The organism is Streptomyces sp. NPDC088910, from assembly GCF_044749865.1.
Taxonomy (GTDB): Bacteria; Actinomycetota; Actinomycetes; order Streptomycetales; family Streptomycetaceae; genus Actinacidiphila.
In genome coordinates, this window is sequence record NZ_JBIVIV010000001.1 from 323578 (window position 1) to 336885 (window position 13308).

The 13308-nt window shown below is 71.5% G+C and carries 7 protein-coding genes; all 7 read right to left on the minus strand.

All coding sequences use genetic code 11. From position 1 onward, the window contains the following. Positions 1–122 precede the first annotated feature (122 nt). The 7 genes from ACIP4Z_RS01390 to araB all read right to left on the minus strand — a co-directional run bounded on the left by ACIP4Z_RS01390 (position 123) and on the right by araB (position 13113). Positions 123–4265: a beta-galactosidase gene (locus tag ACIP4Z_RS01390; RefSeq protein ID WP_401304109.1), complete on the minus strand. Its 4143-nt coding sequence runs from the start codon at positions 4263–4265 to the stop codon at positions 123–125. Positions 4266–4621: 356 nt separating this feature from the next. Then, positions 4622–5638 (minus strand): ABC transporter permease, encoded by a 1017-nt coding sequence (locus ACIP4Z_RS01395; RefSeq protein WP_401304112.1) that lies wholly within the window; start codon positions 5636–5638, stop codon positions 4622–4624. 61 nt (positions 5639–5699) lie between these two features. After that, complete coding sequence (locus ACIP4Z_RS01400; RefSeq protein WP_401304115.1) at positions 5700–7454, minus strand: sugar ABC transporter ATP-binding protein; 1755 nt, start codon at positions 7452–7454, stop codon at positions 5700–5702. Beyond that, positions 7454–8605: a substrate-binding domain-containing protein gene (locus tag ACIP4Z_RS01405; RefSeq protein WP_401304117.1), complete on the minus strand. Its 1152-nt coding sequence runs from the start codon at positions 8603–8605 to the stop codon at positions 7454–7456. The genes ACIP4Z_RS01400 and ACIP4Z_RS01405 overlap by 1 nt, the downstream gene beginning before the upstream one ends. Positions 8606–9001: 396 nt before the next feature. After that, positions 9002–10507, minus strand: coding sequence for an L-arabinose isomerase (araA, locus tag ACIP4Z_RS01410; protein ID WP_401304120.1), 1506 nt, complete (start codon positions 10505–10507; stop codon positions 9002–9004). Continuing rightward, positions 10504–11361 carry an L-ribulose-5-phosphate 4-epimerase gene (locus ACIP4Z_RS01415; RefSeq protein WP_401304123.1) on the minus strand — a complete coding sequence of 286 codons (858 nt, stop codon included), beginning with the start codon at positions 11359–11361 and terminating at the stop codon, positions 10504–10506. Before ACIP4Z_RS01415 ends, araA begins: the two co-directional genes overlap by 4 nt. A 75-nt stretch (positions 11362–11436) precedes the next feature. Next, on the minus strand, positions 11437–13113 hold the full coding sequence (gene araB / locus ACIP4Z_RS01420; protein WP_401304126.1) for a ribulokinase: 1677 nt from the start codon (positions 13111–13113) through the stop codon (positions 11437–11439). Between the last annotated feature and the right edge of the window lie 195 nt (positions 13114–13308).

Below are 13308 nucleotides of genomic sequence, written 5' to 3' on the forward strand. Positions count from 1 at the left end.
TCGGCCCGCTGGAGGAGTAGCCGCTCCGCGGAGAAGAGGCAGCGCGACGACGATCCCGCGCACCGCGGTCGCGGTGGCGCGGGCTCGTCGTCGTCGCCGCGGTCAGCCGCGGTCAGCCGCGGTCAGCCCGTGCAGGTCAGGGTCGGATTGACCCAGTCCCCGTGGTCGTTGCCGTTGCCGTCGCCTCCGTCGCCGACGCCGAGGTCGATGACCTGGCCGCCGGTGACCGGCACGTCGATCGCGACCGGCGCCGAACCGCCGTTCAGCACGGGCGTGGTGGTGAGCGCCTTGCCGTCGAGGGTCACGGAGAAGGTGACCGTGCCCGGATCGCCGTTGTCGACGCCGACCAGGGCGGTGAACCTGATGCAGTGCCCGTCGAGGTAGATCTGCACGTCGCTGGGCGAGTTGGTGCCCAGGCCCTTGGCGTAGGTGACGCCGCCCAGCTTCAGCGGGGTGCCGTCGCCGGACGCGGTGTCGCCGACGCTCTGGTCGCGTTCCACCGGTCCCCAGCCGTTGGTCGCGGACAGGAACTCCAGGTCGCTGACCTGGTTGTCCCCGGCCGGCGGCGGCGCGGGCACCGCCCCGACGATCCGTACGTCACGCGGGGCCGTGGTGGACCGGCCCTGCGTCAGACGGGCCTTCACCGCCAGGGAGTTGACCTTGGCGGGGCTCTGCGGCGCGGTGACCTTCCAGGTGAAGGCGGCCGAGGAGCCGCCGCGTATCCGGTCGACGACGGCGGGCGCGGACCGCGGGCTCACGGTCCACCCCGACGGTACGTCGAGTGCCGCCGTGACCTTGGTGGCGGTCGGGCCGCCCTTGGGCACGGTGACCGTCGCGGTCGCGGTGAACGTCGCGCCGCCGCCCACCGATCCGGGGACCTGGAGGGAGACCGCGGAGGCCGGGGCGCCCGGCATCGCGTAACGGGCCTTGTCGTAGCGGGGGCTCTGGTTCCGGGCGACGGTCAGCGAGGAGGCGTAGCTGCCGTAGTCGGTCAGCGCGACCTTGCCGAGTCCGCCGGTCGTGCCGTCGAGATTCCACACCGCGAGGCTGACGGTGTTCCTGCCGTGCGGGTCGATGACGCCGTTGGGCAGCGGGAAACTGTGCTGCGGGCCCACGTAGTTGACGTAGTTGCCCATGTTCCAGCCGTTGACGTAGATCTCGACGCGGTACTTGCGGGACGGGTCGTCGGTGAAGGTGAGGCCGAGCGAGGTGTCCTGGCCCTTGGGGAGGTCGAGGTTGACGTCGGTGGTGTACCAGGAGACGCCGGGCGTGGTGTCGGTGGTCGGCAGGGTGACCGGCGTCCAGCCGTCGGTGGGGTGGCCGGGCAGCGGGTATCCGGCGCGCTCGCCGTACAGGCCGCCGGAGTTGAGCGGGCCGCGCACGGTGTCGACGGGGGTCTCGCCGCCGCGCACGCCCTGGAGCCGCCAGGTGATCGTGTCCAGCGGCGCGCCGGCCAGTGAGGCGCCGGTCAGGCCGCGGGCGGCCTTGTTGCCGTTGGGCGGGTTGTAGTCCTCCTCGTGGCCCATGTTGACGGTGAGCACCGAGACGACGTTGTCGCCGGTCGTCTTGAGCACTCCGGCCGGGAACGCGTACGTCTTCTGGCCGTCCGCGGTCGCGCTGCCGAGGAAGGTGCCGTTGAGCCAGACCGAGGAGGCCGCGGCGCCGCCGCCGCTCTGCGCGGACAGCGTGATGCCGGTCTCCTTGCCCGTGGCGGTGAACCGGCCGCGGTACCAGGTGCTTCCGGTGTGGAAGCCGTAGTCGTCGGCGAACAGCACCGGCAAGGTGGCGGGCGTGGTGCGGCTGTTCGAGGTGGTCTTGTCGGCCACCTGCCAGGTCGAGTCGTCGAAGCCGGCGGCCGACTCGGGCGACTCCTGGATGTGCTTCCAGCCGGTCAGCGCGGGCAGGCTGACGGCCGCCGCGGTCGGTACGGTGCCGGTCCTGCTGCCGGTGGCCGTGGTGGCGGTACGGACGTTCTTGCCGTTCCACGTCACGGAGTCGGCGGTGCTGAAGACCTCGATCGCGCCGTCGGTGGCGACGTCGCCGGTCAGGGCGAGCGCCGAGCCGTTCGAGACCGCGCCGCGCAGCAGGTGGGTGCCGCGCACCAGCACGGGCCCTGCGGCGGTGTCCTGCCGCCAGAAGGTCTTGGCGGTGTCGGTGTCGGCGAGCAGCAGGAGCAGCGGGTGCGCGCCGCCGCTGATCCGCACGCGGGTCAGGCCGGTATGGGCGTAGTTGAGCCGCAGGTCGCCGGTGGCCGGGTCCCAGGCGGAGGTGACGGCGCCGCCGGTGGCGGTGACCGTCGGGCGGGTCGCGTAGTGCAGGACGGTCTCGCCGTCGGAGCCGTGGTCGCCGTAGAGCACCGCGACATCACGGCCGCCGATGGTGGCGTTCGTCATGATCTCCGAGGTGCTGTACTGGAGTTGGTTACCGCCGAGGCTGTAGTCCGCGACGATGATCTTGCTCTGGCGGCCGTTGAGGGTCAGCGCCGTGCCGGGCTGCTGCGGGACGGTGTAGACGGGGGCGGTGGAGCCCTGGCCGTTGTCGACGTCGATCGCGTCGATGGTGACGAACTGCCCTGACGCGGCGGTGTTCTTGGCGCCGGTGGCCACGATCTTCAGGGTGTGCGCCCCGGCGGCGAGCCCGGTCGCCCGGTAGGCCACGTACTGGTTCTGCTTGGTCGCGCCGTACAGGTCGACGGTCTTGACCTTGGCGCCGTCGAGGTAGACGTCCGCGATGCCGTGGTTGCCGTCGAGGTTGGTGACCCACTTCACGCCGGTGCCGGTGAAGCCGACCGAGACGCTGTCGCCCGCGGTGTCGGAGAACGACTCGGTGTGCTGGTAGTCGCCGCCGGTGTAGTTCTGTTCCGCGCCGACGTGCGACCAGGCGCCGGTGTACGCGAGCGCCGGGTCGACGTCGTCGTACGTGTAGCCGGGGTGCGCGCCGAGGTCGATCGTCACGTGCCCGCTGTCGGTGGTCGTCGCGGTGGAGTCGGAGTGCCGCAGCACGTGGAACTGCGTGCCGGTGTCGGGGTTGCGGCGCGCGGTGTCGACGATCTTCGCGTTGTCGGTCGGGGTGGCGGGCAGCGCGTCGGTCTTGGTGAGCGGCGCGAGCGCCTGCGTGAAGTAGCCGATCAGCTTGTCCTGGTCGTACTTCGGGTCGAGCTGCCGGTTCTCGCGGATCGCGGCGCCGTAGTCGTACGACGTGTAGTTCTGCGGCTCGCCCAGCCAGCCCCAGTTGGTGCCGCCGTAGAGCATGTAGAAGCTCTGCGAGGTGGCGCCGACGGCGATGTTCTGCTTGTAGAACACGTCCGCGAACTGGTCGTTGATGAGCTGCGCGCACTTGTCGTAGCCGGGGCCGCCCCACGGGTCGAAGGCGCCGCCCTGGAACTCGGCGGTGGCCAGCGGCTTGCCCGGGACGTGGTCGTAGCTGATGTCGGGCACGCCGTTCCACCGGGTGGGGTTGGAGCAGTTGAAGCCCTGCGGGTAGGAGTCGGCCGCGTCGACGGCCAGTTCGGCGTCACCGGAGTTGAAGGTGCCGTTGTTGTTGCCGACCAGCGGCACCTTGATGCCGTCCGCGGTGGCCTTGTCCTCCAGGTGCTTCATGTAGGCGCGGCCCGCCGCGCTGCCGTCGTAGTACTCGTTCTCGACCTGGTACTCGATCACCGAGCCCTTGCCGTCGGTGAGTTGGTGCCGGGCGATGATCCGGTCGATCTGCGTCTGCCACTCGTCGCTGTACTTCAGATACGCCGGGTCGCCGGTGCGGGTGTCCCCCGCCTTGGTGGAGAGCCAGCCGGGGAAACCGCCGCCGTCCACCTCGGCGTTGATGTACGGGCCGGGTCGGGCGACCACGTAGATGCCGAGGTCGTCGGCCATGTCGAGGAGCTTGTCCACGTCGCGGACGCCGGTGAAGTCGTAGACGCCCGGGGCGGGCGAGTGGTAGCCCCAGTCGAAGTAGAGGGAGACGGCGTTGAATCCGGCCGCCTTCATCTTCTGGAGCACGTCCAGCCACAGATCCTGGCTCGGCAGCCGGTAGTAGTGGAACTCGCCGCCCCACAGGTAGGTGCGCTTTCCGTCGATCATGAACGAATAGCCGTCGTAGGTGACCGAGTGGGTGGCGTGCGGGGCGCCCGCGTGCGCCGTGTCCGGCGCCCGCCCCGGCGGTTCGGCGGCGGCCCCCACGCCGACGCCGAGACCGACCATGAGCGCGGCGGTGACCCCCAGGGCCAGACAGCGCCGCAGCACCCATCGGTACGTGCGATGAACAGCCATTCCTACCTCCACGTCACGTGCGGGAGTGGTCGCGAGCTTCAGCGGTCGCTCATGAACAGCCAGGAAAGAGCAGATTCCCTGTTGATATATGTGCGAACGAGTCGCATAGCGACGGGAAGTGTCGCAGTCTCCGATGGGTAACGCAACCATTCGGGCCGAAACGATTCAGCCGGATTCGGAGGAGAGCGGCGCCACGCGGCGCGGCCCCCGGACGGCCGTGCGTCCGGGGGCGGAACAGTCCCTGATCGGCGGCTGACCGGCGGGCGGGCGACGGTCGGTCAGTGGCGTGGCGACGGGCGGGCGGCGGCCCGGCGGCGGCGGGGCGGTGGCCGGTCAGCGGTCGGTTGGATGCCGGGTCAGCCGCGGCGGGCCACGCTTCTCGCCCGCAGCCGGTCGGCGGTGATGGCCAGCCCGAGCACACAACCCAGCACGATGTTCGTGTAGTTGGAGTTGATCTGAAGCGTCGTCAGGCCGTTGTTGATCAGTTCGAGCAGGATCGTGCCCGCCACGATGCCGAGAATCCGGCCCTGTCCGCCGACCAGGCTCACCCCGCCGATGACGGCCGCGGCGATAGCCGACAGCTCCCACCCGACCCCGACGCCGCTGGCCGAGCCCACACCCATCCGGCCGAGCACGAAGATCCCGGCGAAGCCGGACAGCAGCGAACTGGTCACGTACATCGAGACGATGCGGCGGTCGCCGCGGATGCCCGCCAGCCGGGCCGCCTCGGGATTGCCGCCGACCGCGTACACCTGGCGGCCGGTGTAGGTGCGTTCCAGGAAGAACCACGCCGCCACGGCCACGACCGCGAAGACGATCAGCGGGAGGGGGATCTGCGCCACGTACGTCTGTCCCAGGTCGCCGAAAGTGCCGTCGATGCCGGTGATGGAGGTGCCGGAGGTGATGGCCAGCGTGACGCCCTGCGCGACGGTGTAGGTGACCAGGGTGACGACGAAGGGCGGCATTCTCAGCCGGGTGACGGCGAGGCCGTGGACGAGGCCGACCGTGCCGGTGACGGCCAGCGTGAGCAGGATCGCGAGCGGCGCGGGCAGTCCCGCGCGGACGTTGAACCAGGACATCAGGATGACGCTGGTGCCCAGCAGCGCGCCCACCGACAGGTCGATGCCGCCGGTCAGGATGACCAGGGACTCGCCGATCGCGATCAGCCCGTACTGGGACAGGTCGAAGCCCATGCCCTGGAGGTTGACGGCGCTGGCGAACGTCGACTTGTCCAGCGCGAGCGCGACGAAGACCACGACGCAGGCCGCGACCACGCCGACCTCGGGCGTCTCGGCCAGGCGGCGGACCGGCGACGTACGGCTGCCGCTCGCGGCGTCCTCCGTGGCCTCGATCGGTGCGGTGCTGGTGGTCATGGCCTCGCCTTCCCGTGAGTGCCGACGCCGACGGCGGTCATCGGCAGGGGCCTGTTGTCGTTCATGCGCGTGCCTTCCCCTGACGGTCGGCGACGTCGTCGGCGCCGGTCCGCGGCCCGAGCGCCCCGGCCTGTTCCCCGGTTCCGTCCCGCGCCCCGGCCCCGGCCCCGTCGCGCGTACCGGGCGCGCCGTTCCGCGTACCGGCCGCGGCGGTCATGATCGCTTCCTTGCCGAACCGGTCGCGGGGGAGGTCGGCGACCACCCGGCCGTGCGCCATCACCACGATCCGGTGGCAGATCCACAGCAGTTCCTCCAGCTCCGAGGAGGCCACCAGCACCGCGAGGCCGTCCTGCGCCGCGGTGTCGATGAGGCTGTAGATCTCCGCCTTGGCCCCGACGTCCACGCCGCGGGTCGGCTCGTCCAGGAGCAGCAGCCGGGGCTCGGTCGCCAGCCAGCGCCCGAACACCACCTTCTGCTGATTGCCGCCCGACAGGTCCGAGATGAGCTGTTCCTGGCTGCGCAGCCGCACCCCGAGGTCCTGGACGATCCTGGCCGCGTGCGCCTTGTCCGCCCTCGGCCGCAGGACTCCGTGCGCGCTGATCCGGCGCAGCGTGGCCAGCGTGACGTTCCAGCGCACCGAGTGCGCCGGGAGCAGCGACTGGACCTTGCGGTCCTCGGGCACCAGTCCGATCCCCGCCTCCACCGCGTCGGCGGGGCGGCGCGGGCGGAAGTCGGCGCCGTCGAAGACGACCGTGCCACCGGTACGCGGCTGCGCGCCCATCAGCGTGTGCAGCAGGCGACTGCGCCCCGAGCCCATGAGCCCGGCCACGCCGACGATCTCCCCCGCCCTCACGTCCAGGTCGACGGGCCCGAGGCCGTCCGCGGTCAGCCCGCGTATCGACAGGGTCGTCGTGCGCTCGACGGAGGACGGCGGGGCCAGATCGGCGCGGGCCAGCTCACTGCCGACCATCTCCCGGATCATCCGCTCCTCGCTCGCCTCGGCCGGGGCCAGATCGGCCACCATCCGGCCGCTGCGCAGCACGATCACCCGGTCCGCGACGGCCTGGACCTCGTCCAGGCGGTGGCCGATGAACAGCACCGCCCCGCCGGCCGCCGCGTGCGTACGGGCCAGGCCGAGGACGCGCTCGGCCTCGACCGGGCCGAGCGAGGAGGTGGGTTCGTCCAGGATCAGCACCAACGGATGGTGGCCCCACGCCTTGGCGATCTCGATCATCTGCCGTACGGGGACCGGGAATCGCTCCACCGGCCGGTCCACGTCCACCCCGCTGACGCCGACTTCGGCGAGCAGCGCGCGCGCCTCCGCCCTCGTACCGGCGCGGTCGTAGACGACCCGGCCCAGGGTGCGGGACGCCGCCCGCGCGGGACGGCGGCCCAGCAGCAGGTTCTCCGCCACGCTCAACTGCCCGACGAGCGGGAACTCCTGGGCCACCAGGGCGACGCCCAACTCCTTGGAGTGGTCGGGCCGTCCCGCGTGGAGCGGCGTACCGGCGATCTCGATGCTGCCGGTGGTGGGCGTGACGGTGCCGGACAGCACGCCCATCAAGGTGGACTTGCCCGCGCCGTTCTCCCCCACCACCGCGACGATCTGTCCACGGGCCAGGTCCAGGCTCGGGATGTCGAGCACCTTCACCGGCCCGTACGACTTGCTCACCGACCGCAGCCGGACGGCGACTTCGGGGGCCGGGGCCGGGGCCGCGTCCGGGGCGGAGGCCGGGGCGGGGGCCGGGGTCTGAGCCGGGACCGGGGCCGGGGCCGGGGACCGCGGGGCCTCGTACGGGGCCGGACCCGAAGCCATCAGCCGATGCCCAGGTCGGTCAGCTTGGTCTGGTACGCGGCCAGGTTCGCCTGGGTGACCAGGCCGACGCCCGAACTGAGCGTGGTGCCGTCCGACTCCAGATACGGCTTGACGATCCGGAGGGTGGCCTCCTTGCCGAGCACCTTGAACGCGGCCAGCAGATAGGCGCCGGTGTAGCCCTGCTGGTAGGGCTGTTGGAGGACGGTGGCCTGGATGACACCGGACTTGATGAACTTCAGCGTCTGCGGGTCGCTGTCGTCCGAGATGATCTTCACCCGGCCCGACTTCCCCGCGGCCTGCACCGCCTGCCCGGCTGACGGTCCGTCATAGGAGTAGACGCCGTACAGGCCGTTGATGTTCGGGTTGGTCTGGATCGCGGTCTGCGCGTTGGTGAGCGCCTTCGCCGCGTCCATGCCGTCGCTGAGCTTCTGCGCGACCTTGATGCCGGTGCCCTTGAGCGCGTCCTCGAAGCCCTGGATCCGCTCCACCGCGTTCGACGTGGTCAGCGAGCCGACGAGGACGACGACCTGGCCCTTGCCGCCGAGCGCCTGCTTCATGGCCTCACCGGCCTTCTGGCCCGCCTGGTAGTTGGGCGTGCCCAGATACAGGTCCGCGCCGTCCTCCGGCGGCAGCGGGGAGTCGATCGCCAGCACCGGTATCCCGGCGCTCTTCGCGGACGCGATCGGCGCCTTGATCGCCGTCGGGTCGATCGCCGACACGCTCAAGCCCGTGATGCCCTGGCCGCGCAGGGTCTGGATGAGGGAGAGCTGCTGGTCCAGACGGCCGTTGGCGGGCGCCTGGTAGACGCCCTTCACACCGAGGTCGGCCAGGCCCTTGGTGAAGCCGGACTTGCCCGCGTTCCAGTAGTCGACCGCCACGTTGACCACCATGGCCTCGTGCAGCTTCGACAGGTCCTTCCCGGCCAGCGCGGCCTTCAGCGCCGCGTCCAGCTTCGCGAGATTCGCGTCGTTGAACGCGATGTCGCCCTTGATCGTCACCGCCGCGGGGCTCCCGCCGCTCGCCGCGTCCGCCGCGGACGAGTCACCGGCACCGCTCTTACTGCACGCCGTCGCGGACAGGGCCACCGCCAGCGTCACCGCTGCGGCTCCCCATCGTCCGTGCCGGGCAAGGGCCTTTCGGGCGTCGCGCATGGCTGCATCCTGTTCGGGCAGTGGCCTCTCAGCCAGTTTTGTGAGCGCTAACAAATAGTGAGGAACAGAATCACGCAGAGCGGGACATCTGCTCTCCTCGCGGTAACTCGCCGATCTCTTACGGCACCAACGGGTGTTCCGGCTGCTGAGCGCGCCGCTGAACAGGCCGGACCCACTGACCCGATCGCCAGGCGCGCCGTCAGCTGTCGCCTATGAGTGTTAGCGCTCACTGATCGGTCGTCAAGACGTTGCACAGAGAAAAACCCGCCTCCGGCGCGGTGGCCGTCGCGGTGCGGCTCCCCCGCGGCGGGGCGCGCGGACAGGGCCGCACCCGCGGACGCGGTCGGCCGTACGGCGCGGGGCGGGTGCGGGGGCGAGGGCAGCCCCGACGGTGGGTCAGAGGCCGCCCGCCAGGCGGTAATACGCCTGATTCCAACGGATCTCCTGGGTGAAGCGGCGCAGTTGGGTGTCGTGGTCGATGAGGAGGAGTTCGGTGCGGAGCATGTCGGCCAGGTCGGCCAGTTCCTCGGCGCCGACGGCGCTGGAGAGCACGGTGTGGTGCGGGCCGCCCGCGGTCAGCCAGGCTTCGGTGGAGGTCCGCAGATCGGGCGCGGGCCGCCACACCGCGCGGGCCACGGGCAGTCGGGGCAGCGGTTCCGCGGGCGCGACGACCTCGATCTCGTTGGCGACCAGCCGGAAGCGGTCGCCCATGTCGGCCAGTCCCACGACGACCGCGGGCCCCGGCCGGGCGTCGAAGACGAGCCGTACCGGGTCCTCCCGGCCGCCGATCCCCAGCGGGTGGATCTCGCACGAGGGCCGGTGCGCCGCGATCGTCGGGCAGACCTCCAACATGTGCGCGCCCAGGATCACTTCACCGCCCGGCGTCAGGTCGTAGGTGTAGTCCTCCATGAAGGAGGTGCCGCCCGGCAGACCGGCCCCCATGACCTTCACGGTGCGCAGCAGCATCGACGTCTTCCAGTCGCCCTCGCCGCCGAAGCCGTAGCCGTCGCCCATCAGCCGCTGCACCGCGAGGCCCGGAAGTTGCCGAAGGCCGCCCAGATCCTCGAAGTTGGTCGTGAAGGCGGAGAAGCCGCCCTCGGTGAGGAAGGCGCGCAGACCCAGTTCGATCCGGGCCGCGTACCGCAGCGCGTCGTGGCGCTCGCCGCCCGCCGCCAGCTCGCCCGCCAGCCGGTAGGCGCTCGCGTACTCCTTGACCACCTCCGAGACGGCCGCGTCGTCCACCTCGTCCACGACGGCCACCAGGTCGTTGACGCCGTAGGTGTTCACCGAGACGCCGAACCGCACCTGCGCCTCCACCTTGTCGCCCTCGGTGACGGCGACGTCGCGCATGTTGTCGCCGAAGCGGGCCACCTTCAGACGGCGCAGCGCGTCGTGTCCGAGGGCGGCGCGCATCCAGGTGTGGACGCGGGCCACGACGGCGGGATCGGAGACATGGCCCGCGACCGTCTTGCGGGCGATGCCGAGCCGGGCCTGGAGATAGCCGAACTCGCGGTCGCCGTGGGCGGCCTGATTGAGATTCATGAAGTCCATGTCGATGGTGGACCACGGCAGTTCGACATTGGCCTGGGTGTGCAGATGCAGCAGCGGCTTGCGCAGCAGGTCGAGGCCCGCAATCCACATCTTCGCGGGCGAGAAGGTGTGCATCCACGCGATCAGACCCACGCACGCCCGGCTGGAGTTGGCGTCGACGACCGTGCCGGTGATGCCGGAGGCGTCGGTGAGCACCGGCTTCCACACGATCCGCACCGGGCCGCCGGGGGTGGCGGCGAGCCGGTCGGAGATGGCGCGCGACTGCTCGGCGACCTGCCGCAGCGTCTGCTCGCCGTACAGGCCCTGGCTGCCGGTGAGGAACCAGACCTCGCGCTCGTCGGACGGTGTCATGCCAGGGCTCCTCGGTCGGCGGGGGCGGCGGGATCGGCGGGATCGGCGGTGTCAACGGGGGCGGCCGGACGGTCGCGCACGACGGCCTGCGGCTCCTGGCCGGCGGGGGGCGGCCCGGCGGGGCCGCCGGAATCGGCGCTATCGGCGGACTCAGCGCGATCGGCCGCCGCCTGCTGCCCGTAGACGTTCTGGTAGCGGTCGTGGAGCCGGTCGATGTCGGCGCGGGTGAGGGGCAGCGGATCGCCCAACTGCCGGGAAATGTGCACGGTACGGGCCACGTCCTCGCACATCACCGCCGCTTTCACGGCCGCGCGGGCGTCCTTGCCGATGGTGAACACCCCGTGGCTCTTCATCAGCACCGCCGGCGAGCGGTGCCCGGCCAGCGTCTCCACGATGCCCCTGCCGATCGAGTCGTCACCGATCAGCGCGAACGGCCCGACCGGGATCTCGGCCCCGAACTCGTCGGCCATCGCGGTCAGTACGCACGGCACCGGCTCGCCGCGCGCCGCCCACGCGCACGCGTACGTCGAGTGGGTGTGCACCACCCCGCCGACCTCCGGCAGGTGCCGGTAGACGTAGGCGTGCGCGGCGGTGTCCGAGGACGGCGACAAGTCGCCTTCCACCACCCGCCCTTCGAGATCGCACACGATCATCGCGTCCGGTGTCAGCCGGTCGTAGTCCACACCGCTCGGCTTGATCACGAACAGGCCGTGCCCCGGCACGCGCGCCGAGACATTGCCCGCCGTCCAGACGACCAGCCGGTAGCGGACCAGCTCCTGATGCAGGTCGCTGACCTGCTGCCGCAGACGTACGACGGCCTCTGCGGCAGGGGGCGGAAAGGGGTGACTGCTCATACGGGACCTCGGCAGGGAGTGAGCGTTAACATTCTGGGTGAGCGCTAACAAAGAGCGGTGCCACGAGACGCCCCCCTACGGCTGAGCCGGGGTGTCCGCCTGCGCCCGCCCTCGGAGCGCCCGCAGGCGGTGCATGACATCGCTGCCGCCCCGGCCGAAGTGGTCGTGCACGGCGCGGTATTCGGCGTAGAGGTCGTCGTAGGCGGCGGCGCGCGCGGGGTCGGGCAGATAGGCGTTGCGACGCAGGCGGCCCATCGCGGCCGAGGCGGTGCGGATGTCGGGGTGGGCCCCCGCCGCGACGGCCGCGTGGATCGCGGCGCCCAGCGCCGGGCCCTGCTCCGAGGACAGCACGTTGACCGGCCGGTTCAGCACATCGCTGTAGGTCTGCATGAGGAAGGCGTTCTTCAGCAGGCCGCCCGCCGCCGTGAAGTCGGTGACCGGCACCCCCGCGCCCTCGAACGCCTCCACGATGGTCCGCGTGCCGAAGGCCGTCGCCTCGACCAGCGCCCGGTAGATGTCCTCGGGGCGGGTGTCCAGCGTCAGCCCCACCAGGAGCCCCGACAGGTGGTGGTCCACCAGCACGGAGCGGTTGCCGCTGTGCCAGTCGAGCGCCAACAGCCCGTGCCCGCCGACCGGTTGGGCGGCGGCCTTCTCCGTCAGCAGCTCGTGCGGGCTGATGCCGCGCTGCCGGGCCTCCAGCGCGTACGGCTGCGGTGTCGCGGTCCGCACCGCCCAGGCGAAGATGTCCCCCACCCCGCTCTGGCCCGCCTCGTAGCCCCACAGGCCGGGGACCACGCCGTCGCGGACCACCCCGCACATGCCCGGCACCTCGGCGAGTACGTCGGAGTTCATGATGTGGCAGGTCGAGGTCCCCATGATCGCCAGCAGATGGCCGGGGTCCAGGGCCCGCGCGGCGGCGCTGGTGACATGCGCGTCGACGTTTCCGACCGCCACGACCGTGCCCGCGCGCAGCCCGGTCAGCGCGGCGGCCGAAGCACTCAAACCCCCGGCGGCGGTGCCCAGTTGGGACAGCGGGTGGTCCAGCTTCGCCGTGAAGCCGGCGAAGTCCGGGTGCAGGGAGGCCAGGAACGCGGCGTCCGGATAACCGCCGTCCTGGTGGATGCCCTTGTAACCGGCCGTGCACGGATTGCGGTTCTCGGCCCCGGTCAACTGCCAGACGATCCAGTCGGCCGCCTCGATCCACCGGTCGGCCGCCGCGTAGACCTCCGGGTCCTCGCGCAGCACCTGCAACGCCTTGGCGTACTGCCACTCGCTGGAGATCCGCCCGCCGTAGCGGCCGAGCCACGGCTGCCCGGACTCCCCGGCGCGGCGCACGATCAGCTCCGCCTCCGGCTGGGCCGCGTGGTGCCGCCACAACTTCGGGTAGGCGTGAGGGCGTTCGGCCATGTCCGGCAGCTCGCACAGCGGCGTGCCGTCCGCCGTCGCGGGCAGCACCGTACAGGCGGTGAAGTCCGTCGCCACCCCCACGACCTGCTCCGCCCGCACCCCGGCGGCCTCCAGCGCGCGCGGCACGGCGAAGCGCAGCACGTCCCGCCAGTCCTGCGGAATCTGCAACGCCCAATCGGGCGGCAGCTCACGGCCGTTCGGCAGCGCGCCGTCCACCACCCCATGGGTGTATTCGTGGACGGCGCTGCCCAGCTCCTTGCCGTCGTCGACCGCCACGACCAGGGCGCGCCCGGACAGCGTGCCGAAATCGATGCCGACGGTGACGGCGGGAGGATCGGTCATCATGCGTGTCTCCCCATGCGCCGGGGGCTCCGGCAGCCGGTCGCGTACCGATTGCCCTGCGGTGTGAACTCTGCGGCGGTGCGGTCCTGTTCTGTCCTGCGGGACGTGCTGCGGGACGTACTGCGAGAGGTGCTGCGGGATGTGCGGCCGGACTCGGTGCCGGTCCGGTGGCCGGACCTGTGGCGACGCGTGCTGCGA